We start from the raw sequence: 18,128 nt of genomic DNA on the forward strand, positions 1-18,128 counted from the left end.
ATGCTTGGCCGCTTCGCTTCCCGAGGCGGCTTTCTTTTGTGCGCCCGTTGGGCCCATGGGACAGACGCCGAGGGCCCCTCCGGCCAAGCCGGAGGGGCCCTCGTGATCGGTAGGGGTGCGGGTCAGGTGCGGCGCATGCGCAAGACGGCACTCAGCACGTCACGGCGGGTCACGATGCCCACCAGGCGTTCCTGCTCGACCACCGGATAGACCTTCGGTTTGCTGCCCAGCATCTCCTGGGCCAGGTCGGTGATGCTCTTGGTGGGCGGGACCGAGAGCACCTCGTTGCGCATCAGCTCCCGCACCAGGGGCGGCTCCTCGTTGAGGTAGGAGCTCTCCAGGACCTTGCCCAGCACGTCCTGCTCGGAGATGAAGCCGATCAGGTGGTCGCGTTCGTCGACCACCGGAACCCCCGGGAGGCGGTGCAGGGCCAGGCCTTCGGCCAGCGTGGACACCGAGGTCTTGCCGGTGACCCGGTAGCAGTCACGGGACATGATCTCGCGAACGGTGGTGGGGGCCTTGTTGGGCATGGCGTGTCTCCTTGTGCCGGTTCGAGTTCAGCATAGACGACTCCTGTCACGCAGCCGTCTCTCCGAGGTCGTGTTCTTCCAACGTTTCGCGGCCGCTGCCGCCTTGCCGGTCCGTTCGGAACCCGGAGTCGGATGGGAGCTCCAATGTGGCATCCTGCCATCATGTCATCGAGCCATCATTTCATCGAGAGAGGTCAGCCATGGATGCCCGAGAGTACCTGGCCAGGAAGGGGTTGAGCGGGGAGCGCGACAGCGAGCGCCCCACCACCCTGGAGGAGAAGGCCTGGTCGCGCGCCCGGGAAGCGGGGGACCATCGGCCCCGCGCCGGCACCCCCCACGACTGGGAGGACTGGGAGCGCCACCACGACGAACTGGCCGAGGGCGCCGAGGAGCTCCAGCAGAAGATCGACCATGAGGCGCACCGGCGGTTTCTGGAGCACCAGGCCAGCGAGGCGCGCCGCGGAGATGAGGCGGTGCAGGCGTTCACCCCCGGCGAGGGCGCGGACGAGGCTCGTCCTGGTGTGGAACGGGCGCCAGCGGAGCCGGTGGGCGCCATGGTGGCGCTGGCGGTCCTGATGCCGCCCCTGGCGGTGGGCCTGTCGCACGGGGGCGCCTCGCGGATCGGGCTCAGCCTGCTGCTGACGCTGCTCGGCTGGCTGCCCGGCGTGCTCCACGCCCTGCGCTGGGTGCGCCGCCCGCTGCGCTGATCGCTTGCGCGCGTCTCTTGGCACGCGACGCCCGACGCGTATAATCACGGTAAACCAAGCCATGTTCTGGAGTTTACCGTGGGCTATCTCGTCGGCGTTACCGTGCTGTGGGCCTTCTCGTTCTCGCTGATCGGCGTCTACCTGGCCGGCCAGGTGGACAGCTACTTCGCCGTGGCGATGCGCGTCGCCCTGGCGGCCCTGGTCTTCCTGCCCTTCCTGCGGCCCGGGCTGCTGCGTGGCCGCCAGCGCCTGATCCTGATGGGGCTCGGGGCGGTTCAGCTGGGGCTGATGTACATCTTCTTCTACCAGTCCTTCCTGCTGCTCTCGGTACCCGAGGTACTGCTCTTCACCATCTTCACGCCACTCTACATCACCCTGCTCGACGACGCCCTGTTCGGCCGCTTCACCCCCTTCTACCTGCTCACCGCGGCGCTGGCCGTGCTGGGTGCCGCGGTGATCCGCTACGATGGCCTCGACAGCGGCTTCCTGCTCGGCTTTTTGGTGGTGCAGGGCGCCAACCTCTGCTTCGCCCTGGGCCAGGTGGGCTATCGGCGCCTCTCCGCGGAGCTGCCCGACTCGCTGCCGCGCCACAGCGTCTTCGCCTGGTTCTACCTGGGGGCGCTGGTCGTCGCCCTGCCGGCCTTCGCCCTGCTCGGCAACGCCACTGCCCTGCCCACCACCGGGGTGCAGTGGGGCGTGCTGCTGTGGCTGGGGCTGGTGGCCTCCGGGGTGGGCTACTTCCTGTGGAACCTGGGCGCCACCCGGGTCGACGCCGGGGCCCTGGCGATCATGAACAATGCCCTGATCCCCGCCGGCCTGCTGGTCAACCTGGTGATCTGGAACCGCGACGCCGACCTCGCCCGGCTGGCGCTGGGCGGGGCGATCATCGCCGGGTCGCTCTGGCTCAACGAGTGGTGGCTCAAGCGGCGCGCCCTCCCGGCCGCCTGAGCCGGTTTGCCGGGGCGCGGGGCAGTCGCCATAATGGGCCGCTGCGATGCGAGAGGCCCGTGCATGCCATCCGAACAGAGTTCCCCGACGGGGCGCGACAAGGCGTCCTTCCGCAGTATCGGTCTGATCGGCCGCCTGGGCAGCGCCAAGGTGGTCGAGACCCTCAAGCGGCTGATTCGCTTTCTGGACGGGCGTGGCTATCACGTCATCATCGAGGATCGCACCGCCACGGTGCTCCTCGACCATGGCCATCCCGAGGCCAGCCGCCGCATGCTGGGCCAGCTGTGCGACCTGGTGATCGTGGTCGGCGGCGACGGCAGCCTGCTCGGCGCCGCCCGGTCCCTCTGCCACAGCGGCACCCTGGTGCTGGGCGTGAATCGTGGCCGCCTGGGGTTCCTCACCGACATCTCGCCGGACGAGCTCGAGGCCCGCGTGGGCGAGGTGCTCGAGGGGTGCTACGAGGTGGAGGAGCGCTTCCTGCTCGACGCCGAGCTCTATCGCGACGGCACCCTGATGGGCAGTGGTGATGCCCTCAACGAGGTGGTGCTGCACCCCGGCAAGGCGGTGCGCATGATCGAGTTCGAGCTGTTCATCGACGACCAGTTCGTCTACAGCCAGCGCAGCGACGGGCTGATCATCGCCACGCCCACCGGTTCCACCGCCTACTCGCTCTCCGGCGGTGGCCCCATCATGCACCCGAAGCTCGACGTGGTGACCCTGGTGCCGATGTTTCCCCATACCCTCTCCAGCCGGCCCATCGTCATCGATGCCGCCAGCGAGATCCGTATCCACATCGGCGAGACCAACCAGACCTATCCCCATATCAGCTGCGACGGCCAGACCCGCGCGGTGGCCAAGCCCGACGACGTGCTGGTGATCCGCCGCAAGCCCCAGCGCGTGCAGCTGGTGCACCCGCTCGGCCACAACTTCTTCGAGGTCCTGCGCAGCAAGCTGGGCTGGAGCAACCGCCTGGGAGACTGATGTGATAACGCAGGCGAAGCTCGAAGGGTACGACCTGATCGGCGACGTGCACGGCTGTGGCGCCACCCTGGCGGCCCTGCTGGAGAAGCTCGGCTATCACCAGCGCGGCGGCGTCTATCGCCATCCCCGGCGTCGCGTGATCTTCCTCGGCGACCTGATCGACCGTGGCCCGCGCATCCGCCTGGCGGTGCAGATCGCCCGGCGCATGGTGGAGGAGGGCGAGGCCCATATCGTCATGGGCAACCACGAGTACAACGCCCTGGCCTACTGCCACCGGGCGCCCTCGGGCCTGGGGCGCGAGTGGCTGCGCGAGCATACCCCGCGCCACAACCGCATCATCAAGGAGACCCTGGAGCAGTATCGCGACCATCCCCAGGAGTGGGAGGAGGCGCTGGCCTGGTTCCTCGACATTCCGCTCTGCCTGGAGCGCGACGGCCTGCGGGTGGTGCACGCCTGCTGGGACCAGGCGCTGATCGACGACTTGCTCAGCCGCCGGCCGAATGGCTGCATGGACGAGGCGTTCCTGGTGGAGTCCACGGCGCCGGGCACGCGTGCCTTCGAGATCCTCGATCGCCTGACCCGCGGCACCCATATCCCGCTGCCCACCGGCACCGAGATCCACTCCGGCGACGGTTTCACCCGGCGCAGCTTCCGGGCCCACTTCTGGGCCAGGGAACCGGAGACCTGGGGTGACGTGGTGTTCCAGCCGGACAACCTGCCCGGCGACCTGGAGCTGCGGACGCTGACCGACGAGGAGCGCGCCCGGCTCAGCCACTACGGGCTCGACGAGCCGCCGCTGTTCATCGGCCACTACTGGTGCGAGGGGGTGCCGGCCCTGCCGGCGCCCAACGTGGCCTGCCTGGACTACAGCGCCGTCAAGTTCGGGCGCCTGGTGGCCTACCGCTGGAGCGGCGAACGGCGCCTGGACGCCGACCACTTCGTCTGGCTGCGTGTGCCCCGCGAGGAGCAGACCCGTCCACGGCCCTGGGAGATCGACCTCGATTGATACAAAAGATTACCAAAAAACTTTCCCGCTGCCGTGAACTCCTGGCCGTGTCCGTCATCAGAGTAGGTGTTCCCTTGAATGATCCCTTGCTCTTGTCCGGCGGCCCCCTCCGCCGGACTTTTTCTTTGTGTCCGCTTGCCACGCCCTGCGGGGCTCGGGAGGTGCCATGTACCGGGTGATCCTGCTGCCCCGCGAGGCCGATACCGGTGAGCTGCGGCGTGCCCTCTGGGCGCACCGCATCGGCCACCGGATCACCGAGGAGGAGGAGGGGCAGATGCTGTGGCTGGCCGACCCGGCCCAGCACGACGCCCTGCTGCAGCTGGTGGCCCGCTGGCAGCGTGGCGAGCCGCTGATGCCCGAGGGGAGGCCCGCCGCGACGCATCCGGCGGCCGGTGCGGCCTCGCTGCTCGGCCCGCTGCGCCAGGCGCCGGTCACCGCGATCACCCTGGGTTTATGCCTGCTGGTGTTCGCCGTGATGGCGGTGCTGGGCGATCGGGTGATCGCGGCCCTGGCCATCGTGCCGCTGGGCGTGGTCAACGGCAGCCTCGCCGTGGGCAGCCTGACCGAGGCGGTGGCCTCCGGCCAGGTCTGGCGGCTGCTGTCGCCGGCCTTCCTGCACTTCGGCTGGATGCATCTGATCTTCAACATGCTGTGGCTCTGGTACTTCGGCCGCCAGGTCGAGGCGCTGCAGGGCAGCGGGCGCATGCTGACGATCCTGCTGGCTGCCGGCATCGGCGCCAACCTGGCCCAGTATGCCGCCGGCACCGTGCTGTTCGGCGGCATGTCGGGCGTCGACTTCGCCCTGCTCGGCTACGTCTGGCTGATGTCGCGTCGAGCCCCGGGAAGCGGCTTCTTCGTGCCCCAGATGCTGGTGGCCTTCATGCTCGGCTGGATGGTCTTCACCATGACCGACATGGCCGGGGCCGTGGGCTTCGGCAACGTGGCCAACGAGGCGCACCTGGGCGGGCTGGTCGTGGGCCTGCTGCTGGGCTGGTACCATTCCGGGCGAGCACGCCGGCAGCGCTGAGCTTGCCATCACCATCGAGAGACGAACCATGAGCGATATGACCTTCGAGCGCATGATCCAGCAGATGACCCCGGCCATCTACGACAGCCTCAAGCAGGCCGTGGCCCTGCGCAAGTGGCCCGACGGCCGGATGCTGACCCGCGAGCAGACCGAGCTCTGTCTCGAGGCGGTGATGCGCTACGAGGTGGAGAACCACGTGCCGGAGAGCGAGCGGGTGGGCTACCTGGAGCGGCGCACCTGCGGCGGGGCCAGCAGCGGTGCCAATGTCGACCCGGCGCTGGCCGGCCTGGCCAAGGACGCCAGCCGTGACTGAGTCGATCGCCTCGGCCGCCGAGGTCCAGGGCTGCCTGACCAAGATGGCCATCGCCCCGGGCCAGGGCGGCGAGCCCGCCCGCTACACCCTGCGTGCCGGGGAGCAGCACCTGGTGCTCAACGAGCGCCTCGGTCGGTCGCTCACGCTCACCTGGACCGGCGCCATCGCCTGCACCCACTGCGGTCGGGCGACGAAGAAGAGCTTCGCCCAGGGCTACTGCTACCCCTGCTTCAAGAAGCTGGCCCAGTGCGATACCTGCATCATGAAGCCCGAGACCTGCCACTTCTACGAAGGCACCTGCCGCGAGCCGGAGTGGGCCGAGCGCCACTGTTTCCAGCCCCACGTGGTCTACCTGGCCAACGCCTCGGGCCTGAAGGTGGGCATCACCCGTGGCAGCCAGGTGCCGACGCGCTGGCTCGACCAGGGCGCCGTCCAGGCCCTGCCGGTCTTCGAGGTGGACACCCGCCAGCAGTCCGGCTTCGTCGAGATGCTGTTCAAGGAGCAGGTGTCCGACCGCACCAACTGGCGGGCCATGCTCAAGGGCGACACCGTCGAGATGGACCTGCCCGCCGAGCGCGACCGCCTGCTGGCGCGCCTGGAGAGTGGCCTGGCCAACCTGCGCGAGCGCTTCGGCCACGACGCCATCCGCCTGCTCGATGCGCCGCCGGTGACCCTCGACTACCCGGTGCTCGAGTACCCCACCAAGGTAGTCTCCCACAACCTCGACAAGACCCCGGAGATCGGCGGTACCCTGCTCGGCCTGAAGGGCCAGTACCTGATCCTCGACAGCGGGGTGATCAACCTGCGCAAGTACACCGGGTACGAGGTCAAGGTCGCCGCCTGAGCCTTCGGCTATCCTGTCGGCATCCGGGGCAGCCGCCCGCGATCGTCCACAGGAGAGCCACCATGACCGAGACCATGCGCGCCATGCGTCTGCATGCGCCGGGCCAGCCCCTGGTGCTGGAGGAGATCCCGCGTCCGCGGCCCGGCCGCGGAGAGGTCCAGCTGCGCGTGCTGGCCTGTGGCGTCTGCCGTACCGACCTGCACGTGGTGGACGGCGAGCTGCCCGACCCGCGTCTGCCGCTGGTGCCCGGCCACGAGATCATCGGCGAGGTGACCGCGCTGGGGGAGGGCGTGACCGGGCTGGCGCCCGGCCAGCGGGTCGGCGTGCCCTGGCTGGGCTGGACCTGCGGCGAGTGCGAGCCCTGCCGGCGCGGTGAGGAGAACCTCTGCGAGCGCGCCGCCTTCACCGGCTATACCCGCGACGGCGGCTACGCCGAGTACGTCGCGGCCGACGCCCGCTACTGCTTCCCCGTCCATGACGACGACGCCCAGGGTGCCGCGCCGCTGCTCTGCGCCGGGCTGATCGGCTATCGTACCTGGCGCCTGGCCGGCGCCGAGGCGCCCCATCGCCTGGGCATCTACGGCTTCGGTGCCGCCGCCCATATCCTCATCCAGCTGGCCCTGGCCCGCGGCCAGCGGGTCTACGCCTTCACCCGCCCTGGCGACGAGGCGGCCCAGGCCTTCGCCCGCCGCCTCGGCGCCAGCTGGGCCGGCGGCAGCGACGAGGCGCCTCCCGCGGTGTTGGACGCCGCCCTGCTGTTCGCCCCGGTGGGTGAACTGATCCCCACTGCCCTCGCCCACGTGCGTCCCGGCGGGGTGGTGGTATCCGGCGGGATCCACATGTCCGATATCCCGAGCTTTCCCTACCGGCTGCTGTGGGAGGAGCGCTCGGTGAAGTCGGTGGCCAACCTCACCCGCCGCGACGGCGAGGAGTTCCTGGCCCTGGCCGCCGAGGTGCCGATCCGCACCGAGACCCGCGCCTATCCACTGGCAGAGGCCAATCGCGCCCTCGATGACCTGCGCGAGGGACGACTCTCCGGTGCGGCGGTGCTGATTCCCTGAGGCCCATGTTGCCCCCCGGCCGGGCCGCCGATCGGCGCGGCGGGTCAGGCGAACAGGTCGCCCTGGGCATGGGGCGGGCGGAAGGCGGTGGTGTCCAGGCGCATGGCCGCCTCGGCCGCCGGGGTATTGAGCCCCAGCCGCCGGCAGGCCCCACGGAAGCGCTGCTCCAGCAGGTCGGCGAAGACGCCCTCGCCGCGCATGCGGTGGCCGAAGCGCGGGTCGTAGTCCTTGCCGCTGCGACACTGCCGGATCAGGCTCATCACCTTGCCGGCCCGCTCGGGGGTGTGGGTCGCAAGCCAGGCTTCGAACAGCGGGGCGACCTCGTGGGGCAGGCGAAGCAGCATCCAGCCGGCGGTGGACGCGCCGGCATCCGCGGCCGCCGCCAGCAGGCACTCCAGTTCATGGTCGGTCAGCCCGGGAATCACCGGCGAGACCAGGGTGCCGACCGGCACCCCCGCAGCGCTCAGGGCCCGGATCACCCGCAGCCGTGCGGCGGGCGAGGCGGTGCGGGGCTCCAGGGTGCGCTTGAGGTCGGCATCGAGGCTGGTCAGGCTCACCATCACCCGCACCAGGCGCCGCTCGGCCAGCGCCGTGAGCAGCTCCAGGTCGCGCAGGATCAGGGCCCCCTTGGTCACCAGCGTCACCGGGTGGCGACACGCCAGCAGCAGTTCCAGCACCGCGCGGGTGGTCCCCAGGCTGGCCTCGATGGGCTGGTAGATGTCGGTATTGCCGGCGAGGTTGATGGGTCGGCAGGCATAGCCCGGCCGGCACAGCTCCTCCCTCAGGCGCTCCACCAGGCCGGTGCGGGCGATCAGCCGGGTCTCGAAGTCGAGCCCGGGGGAGAGATCCCAGTAGGCGTGGCTGGGACGGGCATAGCAGTAGATGCAGCCGTGCTCGCAGCCGCGATAGGGGTTGATGGAACGATCGAAGGGCAGGTCCGGCGAGGTGTTCCAGGCCAGCGCGCTGCGCGTGCGCTCCTCGCGCACCTCGGTGGCGACGCTCGCCGGCGCCTCGTCCTGCCACCAGCCGTCGTCTTCCGCCACGCTGAGGGTGGGGGCGAAGCGGTTGGGGGGATCGAGGGTGGCGCCACGGCCCTTGCGGGCTGTCCCATGGCGAGGCGGGGGATGGGCCATCGAGGTCACCTTGACTGTATTTATGAACAGTATAGGGGCCCGGCGACAGTCTGTCAGCCCACCGTCGGCTGGCGGCACTCGGTCAATCCCGGGCCCGGGGCGCGTTGACGCTTTCCCGTGGGGTTGCTAGCTTACGCGCACTCTCAGGTGCTGGCGGCATGGCCGCCAGTGAAACGGGAAGTCGGTGCAATCCTCGGTCCCCCGAGCGACGAGTCCGACGCTGCCCCCGCAACGGTGATCGAGTCAAGAACGGCCCTCATGCCACTGTGCCCAGGCACGGGAAGGCGGCCTTCCGTGAAGCCCTGCTTCCGCTCGTCAGCCCGGAGACCGGCCCGAGAGTTCATGCCGTATCGCGGAGGGCGAATCCATGGCAGGGCATCGACCGCACCGTTCGCGCCGCTCCCCTTCCCCTGTTCCCCCGCGCCGGCCCACCAGAAGAAGCAGGACGCCGTGCGGGTGAGCACGGCGAGCAAGGGACAGACATGAACATGACTCGCACCTCCCGTGGCCTGGCCGCCTTCGGCCTGGCCGCACTGCCGCTGGCCATCCAGGCCGCCGACACCCCGCCCGACAGCGCCGCCGAGACGGTAAGCCTCAATCCCATGGTGGTCACCGCCGCCCTGGTGCCTCGCACCGCCGACGAGAGCCTGGCCTCGGTCACCGTCCTGGACGAGGCGGTCCTGCGCCGCCAGGACCCCACCAGCATGACCGACCTGCTGCGCGGCCAGCCGGGGGTGGATATCACGACCCAGGGAAGCTTCGGCAAGCAGAGCAGCCTCTTCCTGCGCGGGGCCGGCAGCAATGCCAACGTGCTGCTGATCGACGGCATCCGCCTGCGTTCCGCCACCACCGGGGCAGCCTCCTGGGAGTTTCTCGACCCGCGACTGTTCGAGCGCGCCGAGATCGTCCGCGGCCCCCGCGGCAGCCTCTACGGCGCCGATGCGGTGGGCGGGGTGATCCAGCTGTTTACCCCCGAGGGGGAGGCGGGCGCCCCCCGGCCGCGGGTTTCCGTGGGCGGCGGCTCCTTCGACACCCAACGCCACAGCGCCAGCCTGGCCGGCGGCAGCGGCGGGACCCGCTACTACGTCGCCGGCAGCCGCTTCGACACCGACGGGACCGCGGTGCGCCGTGACGGCGACGACAAGGGCCATGACAGCACCTCCGGCCTGGCCAGGCTCTCCCACACCTTCGCGGGCGATGCCGAGGTGGGGCTCTTGGCGCTGCGTTCGCGGGGCCGCGCCGAGTTCGATGCCTCCGGACCGGCGGTCGACGACTTCGTCCAGCAGGTGGCGGGTGTCTATGGCGAGCTTCCCGTCACCGACCGCTGGCGCAGCCGCCTCACCCTGAGCGAGGCGCGGGACGAGCGCGACACCCTGGCGCCGAGCTATGCCTCACGCTTCGAGACGCGCACCCGCACCGCCCGCTGGCAGAATACCCTGGCGCTGGGGCGACACGAGCTGGTGGCCGGTGCCGAGTACGCCGAGGATGACCTTGGCGACAGCGAGACCTCGGGGCTGCCCTTCGACGAGGACCGCCGCTACAACCGGGCCGTGTTCGCCCAGGGCCTGCTGGACTTCCAGCCGCTGACGACCCAGCTCAGCCTGCGCCATGACGATAACCAGGCATTCGGCGAGGAGCTGACCGGCAGCCTGGCCCTGGGCTACGCCCTGGACGAGCACCATGTCGCCCGGGCCAGCTATGGCACCGCCTTTCGCGCACCCACCTTCAACGAGCTCTATTTCCCCTTTGTCGGCTCGAGCAACCCCGACCTGGCCGCGGAGACCTCGGGCACGCTGGAACTCGGCATTCGCGGGCAGCACGACCGCTGGTTCTGGGACCTGGCCGCCTATCAGACGGAGGTGGATGACCTGATCGCCCTGGACGAGACCTTCCGTCCCGTCAACGTCAACGAGGCCCGCATTCGGGGCGCCGAGCTGGCCCTGGGAGCCGAGATCGATGACTGGACCCTCGCCGCCGCGCTGACCTGGATGGACCCCGAGAGCCGCAGCGGCGACAACGCCGGCAAGCGCCTGGCGCGGCGCGCGACCCAGGGGCTGCGCCTGGACGTCGACCGCGAACTGGGCGACTGGTCGCTGGGCGGCTCCTGGATCGCCCAGAACCACCGCTACAACGATGCGGCCAACCAGGCGCGCCTGCCCGGCTATGGCATCGTCAACCTGCGGGCCGGCTGGCGGTTCGCCCCGATGTGGTCGCTGCGTGCCACCCTGGAGAACGTCCTGGACAAGGAGGTCGTCACGGCCCAGGGGGCCGAGTTCGACCCCGTCACCTTCGAGGCGATGCCGTTCGACTACCTCAACGCCGGCCGTGCGGCCTTCGTGAGTGTTCACTTTGGCCAGTAGCGGCCGGATCAGCGGGGCCCTCGGCCCCGCTACCGCGTTCTGCGTCTTGCTCGGCCTGGCCCTGCCGCTGCCGGGCGAGGCGCGCGCCGATTCGCGGTGCGCCATCGATGACCGCGGCCGCGAGGTGTGCCTCGAGCAGCCGGCCGAGCGTATCGCCGCGCTCTCGCCGGGGGCCACCGAGCTGCTCTTTGCCGCCGGCGCCGGCGACCGGGTGGTGGCGGTGGTCGCCCATAGCGACTATCCCCCCGAGGCCGGCGAGATTCCCTCGGTGGGCAACCACGCGCGGCTGGACCTCGAGGCGCTGCTGGCCCTCGACCCCGACCTGGTGGTCGGCTGGATCACCGGCAACCCCGTGGAGCAGCTCGAGCGCCTGGAGCGCCTCGGCCTGCCGGTGTTCCAGCTGGAGCCGCGAGACATCGCGGGGGTGGCCGGTGCCATCGAGCGCCTGGCGAGCCTGGCCGGCAGCGAACGGCAGGGGCGACGCGCGGCCCTGGCATTCCGCGAGGGGATGGCCGAGCTCGCCGAGCGCCATGCCGAGGCCGAGCCGGTGTCGGTCTTCTACCAGGTGTGGGATTCGCCGCTGATGACCGTCAACGATGCGCACTGGATCGGTGAGGTCGTCCGCCTGTGCGGCGGCGTCAATGCCTTCGGTGATCTCGATCGGCTGGCGCCGCGGATCGCCGAGGAGGCGGTGCTGGCCGCCGATCCCGAGGTGATCCTGGCCGGCGGCATGGGCGAGGCGAACCGCGACTGGCTCGCCCACTGGTCCCGCTATCCCGAGCTCACCGCGGTGGCCGCCGACAACCTCTTCTTCGTGCCGCCCTCGCTGATCCAGCGGCCGACGCCGCGGCTGCTGGAGGGAGCGGGCCTGCTGTGCGAGGCGCTGGAGGTGGCCCGTGGCCGGCGCTGATTCGCGGTGCGTGCCACGGGCCGCCCGTGGCTGGGCCATGCCGCTGGGCCTGCTGTCGCTGACCTCCCTGCTGGCCCTGGGGCTGGCGGTGGCCGTGGGCAGCGTCGGCATCACCCCGGAGGCCCTGTGGGCGGTGCTGCGCGGGGAGGGTGATGCCCTGTCGCGGACCCTGGTGCTGGAGCTGCGCCTGCCTCGCGCACTGTCGGCCTTCGCGGTGGGCGGCCTGCTCGCCATGGCCGGCGCGCTGATGCAGGTGCTGCTGCGCAATCCGCTGGCCGACCCCTATGTGCTGGGGCTCTCCGGGGGCGCCGCGGTGGGGGCGCTGGTGGCCATGCTGGCAGGGGTGGGCGGGGCGCTGGTCACCGGCTCCGCCTTCGCCGGTGCCCTTGCCTCCACGCTGGTGGTATTCGGCCTGGCCCACGGCACCGGCAGCTGGACGCCGTCGCGGCTGCTGCTCACCGGGGTGGTGGTGGCCGCCGGCTGGGGCGCGGTGATCACCCTGCTGCTGTCGGTGAGCCCGGTGGAGCGGCTGCCCGGCATGCTCTACTGGCTGATGGGAGACCTGGCTCATGCCGGAGCGCCCGGGGCCCCGCTGGCGCTGCTGCTGGTGGCCAGCCTGGTGGCGCTGCCGCTGGGGCGCAGCCTCAATGTGCTGGCCCGCGGGCCGCTGCAGGCCGCGGCCCTGGGCGTGGCCGTGCGCCCCCTGGAGTGGGCGATCTACCTGATGGCGAGCGCGCTGACCGCCATGGCGGTGACCAGCGCCGGCAGCATCGGCTTCGTGGGCCTGGTGGTGCCGCACATGCTGCGCCTGTCGCTGGGCAACGACCAGCGCCTGATCCTGCCCGCCTGCGCCCTGGCCGGTGGCACGCTGCTGGTGCTGGCCGATACCCTGGCGCGAACGGTGATCGCCCCTGAACAGCTGCCGGTGGGGGTGATCACGGCACTGCTCGGGGTACCCACCTTCCTCTACCTGCTCTACCGGAGTCGCTGATGGGGCGTTCGACACAGGGGAACAGGCTCGCTCGAGAGGTACCGCCTGCCGTGGCACCCCCGGCGCGGGCGGAGCCGATGAGGGGCTGCCTGGAAAGCCGCGAGCTGGTGATCGACGTGCCGGGGCGGTCCGGGGGTGCCGCGCTCACCCTGGCCGTGGCGCCGGGACAGGTGTGGGGCGTGCTGGGCCCCAACGGCGCCGGCAAGACGACGTTGCTGCACACCCTGGCGGGGCTGCGGGCGCCGCGCTCGGGGGAGATCCGGCTCGATGGGCGGTCGCTGACCGCGTGGCGACGACGGGACGTGGCGCGTCGCCTGGGGCTGGTCTTCCAGGAGAACCACGACGGCTTCCCGGCCACGGTGCGCGAGACGGCCCTGATCGGCCGCCACCCCTGGCTGTCGCCCTGGCAGATGGAAGGGGGGGAGGACCTCCGGTTGGCCGAGGCGGCGCTGGCCAGACTCGGCGTGGGCCACCTGGCCGACCGCCTGGTCGGCACGCTCTCCGGCGGCGAGCGCCAGCGAGTCGCCATCGCCACGGTGCTGGCCCAGGCGCCGGGCGTGTGGCTCGCCGACGAACCCACCAACCACCTCGACCTGCGCCACCAGACGGCGGTGATGGCGCTGCTGGCCGAGCAGGCCAGGGCGGGGAGCGCGGTGATGATGTGCCTGCACGACCTCAACCTGGCGGCACGCTGGTGCGACCACCTGCTGCTGCTCTATCCCGATGGCGAGGCGTGCTGGGGCCCGCGTGACGCCATGCTGGTGCCGGCTGCCCTGGAGCGACTCTACGGGCAGCGCCTGGCCACCGCCTGGGTGGAGGGTGCCCCGGTCTTCGTCCCGGCGGGGTAGCTCGCACCGCTGGCCCCGTTGAGGCCGCTTCGTCGTCAGGGGCCCTGGCGCTCCCCACGGGGTCGTTGGACCAAAGTTTACGTTCACGTAAACGTCCGATATCGTCGTCATAGTGTCGACAGCTTTTACGGCCGTTACCGGCCCGATCCCGGCGTTTCGGCACCTGTTCCCGGAAAACCGGCTGGATTGTCGACATGCGCATCTCCCCGCGGACGGGCTTGCTCGTTACAAGGTCGAATGTCCCCCTCGGCCCGGCCCGAGTACAACCCCCTCAGCCAACAACAACAACAGCGACAGGACTGCCCATGAACCACCAGAACCGCTGAGGTTATCGACGTGCTACTGAAACGTGACTATGGCCAGGAACAACCCTACTGGCCGGTGGGACCCTTCAAGCTCCGCCTGCCCTTCATCCACTTCCCCTGGGCCATCCCGGAGACCATCCAGGCGCTGGTGATGTTCGTCATCTCCCTGGGCATGATCCCGCTGCTGGAGCAGTACCTGGGCGTGCCCTACGAGGTGGCGCTGGCCTTCGTGGTGGTCTGCGGCATCGGCTTCATCCTGCCCCCGCTGCTCGGCATTCCCTTCATCGCCGGCTGGATCACCCCGGCGATCCCCGTGGTGCTGCTGTTCATCGGCGACTATGAGCCGGGCCCCGAGGCGCTCAAGGCGATGATCGCCCTGCAGCTGATGGTCACGGCGATCTTCCTGTTCATGGCGGTGACCCGCCTGGGGACCCGGCTGGTCAACAACGTGCCCGACTCGATCAAGGCCGGCATCCTGCTGGGCGCCGGCATCGCCGCCATCAGCGGCGAGATCAGCGTGGGGGGGCGCCTCTACAACACGCCCATCTCGCTGGGCATCGGCGGCCTGATCACCCTCTACGTGCTCTTCTCGCTCTCCTTCCGCGACCTCGCCGAGAAGTACCGCTGGGCCCGCAACATCGTCGCCTACGGCATGGTGCCGGGCATGCTGGTCACCATGGCCATCGGCTGGGGGGTGGGCGAGTACCCGCTGCCGACGGTGGAGTGGGGCATCGCGATTCCCGACTTCGCCGGCATCTGGGCCTACCTGCCGTTCTCCATCGGCGCGCCGGGCCTGGAGCTGATGGTGGCGGCGATTCCCACCGCGATCATCGCCTACATCATCGCCTTCGGTGACATCATCGTCGGCCAGACCCTGATCAAGCGGGTGGACCACCTGCGTCCCGACGAGAAGATCGAGGTGGACGTCGACCGGGTGCACCTGATCACCGGCCTGCGCAACCTGATGCACTCCCTGCTGGCGCCCTATCCGGGCCTGGCCGGTCCGCTCTTCACCGGCGCCATGGCCACGGTCACCGAGCGCTATCGCTACGGCCGCAAGGCGATGGAGAGCATCTATTCCGGCACCGCGGTGTTTTGGATCGTCGGCTTCTTCGCGCTCTTCATGCTGCCGCTGGTCACCGCCTTCCGGCCGGTGCTGCCCATCGCGCTCTCGATCACCCTGCTGATCACCGGCTACCTGTGCATCGCGGTGGCGGTGGAGCAGATCAAGAATGCCACCGCCATGGGCGTGGCGGGCATCATGGGCGTGGTGCTGGCCACCCACGGTGCCGCCTGGGGCCTGGGCATCGGCCTGATCCTCTACTTCCTGATCGAGCACCGCGCCCGCAGCGCGCGTGACGCCGAGGCCGAGGAGCCAATCCACGTCGAGGACGACATGGTGGTGGAGCAGGACGACGGCCGCGAGCCGGAGCCGGCCACGCGCTGATCCTCCGCTTGCCGATACCACGGCGGGCCGCCCCCGGGGGCGGCCCGCTGTCGTTGAGGACGGCCGGTTCTGCCGCCCGGTGTCAGCCAGCCGGGGGCAGGTGGCCGGCGAAGCGCGCCGGGTCGTCGCTGATGACGCTGGCCACTCCCCAGGCCCACTGGTGGGCGAAGGCGGCGGGGTCGTTGGCCGTGTAGCAGAGCAGGGGATAGCCCGCCTCGTGGACCGCCAGTGCGCCGCGCCGGCTGAGCCGCTTCCAGTCGGCGTGCACGCTGAAGGCCGCCACGGCCTCGCAGCGCTCTCGCCAGTCACGGGTGATCCCCTCGAACAGCACGCCCAGTGCCAGCCGGTCCGCCGGGGCCAGCTCCCGGGCGCGGGCCAGGGCGTCGGCGTTGAAGGAGGAGACGATCACCCGCTCGGCCGGCAGGGCATCGAGGAGGGTGGGCAGCACCCCCTCGACCAGCGCGGCGGCGCTGCGGCCACGGTTGACCTTGAGCTCGAGGTTGAGGCCGAGGCCGAGCGCCTCGATCAGGCCCAGCATCTCGCGCAGGGTCGCCATGCGCTCGCCGCGGAAGCGGTCGGCAAACCAGCTGCCCACGTCCAGCCGGCGAGCGGCGGGCAGGTCCAGGTCGGCGAGCCTGGCGCGTCCGTCGGAGCAGCGCTTGACCGTGGCGTCGTGCCAGATCACCGGGGTGCCGTCCCCCAGCAGCTGCACGTCGAGTTCGACCCAGGCACAGCCGGCCTCAGGAGTGGCACGTACCGCCGCCAGGGTGTTCTCCGGGGCATGGGCCGAGAGGCCGCGGTGGGCGATCAGGCGGGGCAGGGCGATGGCGGGATGGGGCATGCGATGGACTCGGCTCCGGAAAGAGGAAGGGATTCCAGTATCGGCGCCCTTCATGACAGCGAATGGGCGACAGCATAGCGACCGGGAAGCGCCGCGCCCAGCGTCCTGATCCCGGCCGGAGTGTGCTAGGCTTCGCGCGATTCCGTCACGACAGCGAGGAGCAGCGATGAAGGTGGTGAGTCTCGAACCGGGAGCCTGGCGCGATGCCTGCCTGGCACGCCTGTGTGCGGCGATCCATGGGACCCAGGCGGGGCTGACGCCACTGCTGGCCTTCAGCGGGACGCGCCACCTGCTGTTCCCGGCCGAGGGAGCACGGCTCTGGGCGCTGGTGGATGATCGGGGGCGCCCGCTGGCCCTGGCGTTGCTGGTGCTGGATGAGAGCGGGGAGGGGATGGCCGTGACGCTCGCCGCCACCCTCGAGGCGAACCGCGAGCCCCTGCGGCGGCTGATCCGCGACCTGGCCCTGAATGCGCCCCTGGCCATCGAGCCGACCCCGGCGATGGACGAGGCCTTCCTGCACGAATGCGGGCTCTCGCGCTGGGTCGAGGATGGCCACGGCCGGCGGGTGGGGCTCTCCTTCCAGCACCCCGCGGCGCTCTCGGGCAGGCTGTCGGCCCCCCTGACGTTCGATGAGCAGGCCGTGCTGCGGCGTTTCAAGCAGGAGCGCGCCTTCTTCGAGGCGGAGAAGCACGCCTTCGTCGAGGGGCTCGAGGCCCTGCCCGCCACTTGACCGCGACGGCGATCGGCGTTTGGATGACTCCTCGACTCCCGACCGACATCCCTCCAGCAGAACAAGGACTTTCCCCATGGCCAAGCGTATCCAGTTTGCCCGCACCGGCGGCTCCGAGGTGCTCGAGTTCGTCGACGTCACCCCCGTCGCGCCCGGCCCGGGCGAGGTGCGGGTCGCCAACCGGGCGATCGGCCTCAACTTCATCGACATCTACTTCCGCACCGGCCTCTATCCGGCGCCGTCGCTGCCCTCCGGACTCGGTACCGAGGCGGCCGGCGTGGTCGACGCCGTGGGCGAGGGCGTGACCCGCCTCAAGCCCGGCGACCGCGTCGCCTACGCCCAGGGGCCGCTGGGCGCCTATGCCGAGCAGCACACCCTGCCCGCCGAGAAGCTGGTGGTGCTGCCCGAGGGCATCGACTTCGAGACCGCCGCGGCCAGCATGCTCAAGGGGCTGACCGTGCAGTACCTGATGCGCCAGACCCACCGGCTCCAGGGCGGCGAGACCATCCTCTGGCACGCCGCCGCCGGCGGCGTCGGCTCGATCGCCTGCCAGTGGGCCCGGGCCCTGGGGGTGAAGCTGATCGGCACCGTCAGCTCGCCCGAGAAGGCCGCGCTGGCCGAGAGCAACGGCGCCTGGGCGACCATCGACTACACCCGGGAGGACGTGGTCGAGCGGGTGCGCGAGCTGACCGACGGCGCCATGTGCGACGTGGTCTACGACTCGGTGGGCAAGGACACCTGGGAGACCTCCCTGGACTGTCTCAAGCCGCGCTCGCTGATGGTCAGCTTCGGCAACGCCTCCGGCGCCGTCGAGGGGGTCAACATTGGCATCCTCAACCAGAAGGGCTCGCTGTTCGTCACCCGGCCGAGCCTCAACGGGTACGCCGATACCCCCGAGCGGCTGCAGATGATGGCCGACGAGCTCTTCGAGATGCTCCAGAGCGGCAAGCTGAAGGTCGATGTCTCGCATCGCTACCCCCTGGCAGAGGCGGGCAAGGCCCAGGACGCCCTGCAGGGCCGCCAGACCACCGGCTCCACCATCCTGCTGCCCTAGCCCGGATGTTGCACCGGGTCAGTCAGAAGTCCCCAGATGCCATGCTCGGTGGGGATAAAAGGGCTCTGGGGGTGGAGATTGGCTGCTTTTTG

Annotated in this window: 18 protein-coding genes and 1 riboswitch; of the genes, 15 read left to right on the forward strand and 3 right to left on the reverse strand. The window is 70.5% G+C overall.

Translation table 11 applies throughout. The features are described 5' to 3' along the window. Window positions 1-122: 122 nt before the first annotated feature. The gene (locus tag BDK63_RS13410) at window positions 123-530 is read right to left on the reverse strand and encodes a CBS domain-containing protein (protein WP_183332798.1); all 408 of its coding nucleotides are present in this window, start codon (window positions 528-530) and stop codon (window positions 123-125) included. A gap of 200 nt (window positions 531-730) precedes the next feature. Between BDK63_RS13410 and BDK63_RS13415 the strand changes: the two genes are divergently transcribed. The 8 genes from BDK63_RS13415 (at window position 731) to BDK63_RS13450 (ending at window position 7,417) form a co-directional block, all read left to right on the forward strand. After that, window positions 731-1,237: a YqaE/Pmp3 family membrane protein gene (locus BDK63_RS13415; protein WP_183332800.1), complete on the forward strand. Its 507-nt coding sequence runs from the start codon at window positions 731-733 to the stop codon at window positions 1,235-1,237. A gap of 78 nt (window positions 1,238-1,315) precedes the next feature. Further along, entirely contained in the window at window positions 1,316-2,185 is an 870-nt protein-coding gene (locus tag BDK63_RS13420) for a carboxylate/amino acid/amine transporter (RefSeq protein ID WP_183332802.1), read from the forward strand. A 63-nt stretch (window positions 2,186-2,248) separates the two neighbouring features. Beyond that, window positions 2,249-3,166, forward strand: a complete 918-nt coding sequence (locus tag BDK63_RS13425) for an NAD(+) kinase (protein ID WP_183332804.1) — start codon at window positions 2,249-2,251, stop codon at window positions 3,164-3,166. Window positions 3,167-3,170: 4 nt separating this feature from the next. Continuing rightward, window positions 3,171-4,172 (forward strand): metallophosphoesterase, encoded by a 1,002-nt coding sequence (locus BDK63_RS13430; protein ID WP_183332834.1) that lies wholly within the window; start codon window positions 3,171-3,173, stop codon window positions 4,170-4,172. A 166-nt stretch (window positions 4,173-4,338) separates the two neighbouring features. Then, window positions 4,339-5,199, forward strand: a complete 861-nt coding sequence (locus tag BDK63_RS13435) for a rhomboid family intramembrane serine protease (RefSeq protein ID WP_183332806.1) — start codon at window positions 4,339-4,341, stop codon at window positions 5,197-5,199. A 28-nt stretch (window positions 5,200-5,227) separates the two neighbouring features. Then, window positions 5,228-5,512, forward strand: coding sequence for a YeaC family protein (locus BDK63_RS13440; RefSeq protein ID WP_183332808.1), 285 nt, complete (start codon window positions 5,228-5,230; stop codon window positions 5,510-5,512). Between the two features lie 43 nt (window positions 5,513-5,555). Next, window positions 5,556-6,356, forward strand: coding sequence for a DUF2797 domain-containing protein (locus tag BDK63_RS13445; protein ID WP_246386124.1), 801 nt, complete (start codon window positions 5,556-5,558; stop codon window positions 6,354-6,356). 62 nt (window positions 6,357-6,418) lie between these two features. Next, window positions 6,419-7,417: a zinc-dependent alcohol dehydrogenase family protein gene (locus BDK63_RS13450; protein ID WP_221202620.1), complete on the forward strand. Its 999-nt coding sequence runs from the start codon at window positions 6,419-6,421 to the stop codon at window positions 7,415-7,417. 44 nt (window positions 7,418-7,461) lie between these two features. Here the strand turns inward: BDK63_RS13450 and BDK63_RS13455 are convergent, their stop codons facing one another. Further along, the gene (locus tag BDK63_RS13455; RefSeq protein ID WP_183332812.1) at window positions 7,462-8,550 is read right to left on the reverse strand and encodes a PA0069 family radical SAM protein; all 1,089 of its coding nucleotides are present in this window, start codon (window positions 8,548-8,550) and stop codon (window positions 7,462-7,464) included. Window positions 8,551-8,678: 128 nt separating this feature from the next. Further along, window positions 8,679-8,900: riboswitch (cobalamin riboswitch) on the forward strand. A 132-nt stretch (window positions 8,901-9,032) separates the two neighbouring features. On the opposite strand from BDK63_RS13455, the gene BDK63_RS13460 reads away from it, so the two are divergent. From BDK63_RS13460 to BDK63_RS13480, 5 genes are all read left to right on the forward strand, one after another. Further along, a complete protein-coding gene (locus tag BDK63_RS13460) occupies window positions 9,033-10,910 on the forward strand; it encodes a TonB-dependent receptor domain-containing protein (RefSeq protein WP_183332814.1) in 1,878 nt (625 codons plus the stop codon). 46 nt (window positions 10,911-10,956) lie between these two features. Next, the gene (locus BDK63_RS13465) at window positions 10,957-11,820 is read left to right on the forward strand and encodes a cobalamin-binding protein (protein ID WP_221202621.1); all 864 of its coding nucleotides are present in this window, start codon (window positions 10,957-10,959) and stop codon (window positions 11,818-11,820) included. A 37-nt stretch (window positions 11,821-11,857) separates the two neighbouring features. After that, window positions 11,858-12,811: a FecCD family ABC transporter permease gene (locus BDK63_RS13470; RefSeq protein ID WP_183332838.1), complete on the forward strand. Its 954-nt coding sequence runs from the start codon at window positions 11,858-11,860 to the stop codon at window positions 12,809-12,811. Window positions 12,812-12,888: 77 nt separating this feature from the next. Then, window positions 12,889-13,659 (forward strand): ABC transporter ATP-binding protein, encoded by a 771-nt coding sequence (locus tag BDK63_RS13475; protein ID WP_183332818.1) that lies wholly within the window; start codon window positions 12,889-12,891, stop codon window positions 13,657-13,659. Window positions 13,660-13,995: 336 nt separating this feature from the next. Further along, window positions 13,996-15,411 carry a xanthine/uracil/vitamin C permease gene (locus BDK63_RS13480; RefSeq protein WP_183332820.1) on the forward strand — a complete coding sequence of 472 codons (1,416 nt, stop codon included), beginning with the start codon at window positions 13,996-13,998 and terminating at the stop codon, window positions 15,409-15,411. 82 nt (window positions 15,412-15,493) lie between these two features. Here BDK63_RS13480 and BDK63_RS13485 read toward each other — a convergent pair whose 3' ends face one another. Further along, window positions 15,494-16,252: a glycerophosphodiester phosphodiesterase family protein gene (locus BDK63_RS13485; protein WP_183332822.1), complete on the reverse strand. Its 759-nt coding sequence runs from the start codon at window positions 16,250-16,252 to the stop codon at window positions 15,494-15,496. Window positions 16,253-16,418: 166 nt separating this feature from the next. Between BDK63_RS13485 and BDK63_RS13490 the strand changes: the two genes are divergently transcribed. Both BDK63_RS13490 and BDK63_RS13495 read left to right on the forward strand, forming a co-directional pair. Further along, a complete protein-coding gene (locus BDK63_RS13490) occupies window positions 16,419-16,982 on the forward strand; it encodes a hypothetical protein (protein ID WP_183332824.1) in 564 nt (187 codons plus the stop codon). A gap of 76 nt (window positions 16,983-17,058) precedes the next feature. Further along, window positions 17,059-18,036 (forward strand): NADPH:quinone reductase, encoded by a 978-nt coding sequence (locus tag BDK63_RS13495; RefSeq protein ID WP_183332826.1) that lies wholly within the window; start codon window positions 17,059-17,061, stop codon window positions 18,034-18,036. The last annotated feature ends 92 nt before the right edge of the window (window positions 18,037-18,128 follow it).

Source organism: Halomonas campaniensis (assembly GCF_014193375.1).
Lineage (GTDB): Bacteria > Pseudomonadota > Gammaproteobacteria > Pseudomonadales > Halomonadaceae > Halomonas > Halomonas campaniensis.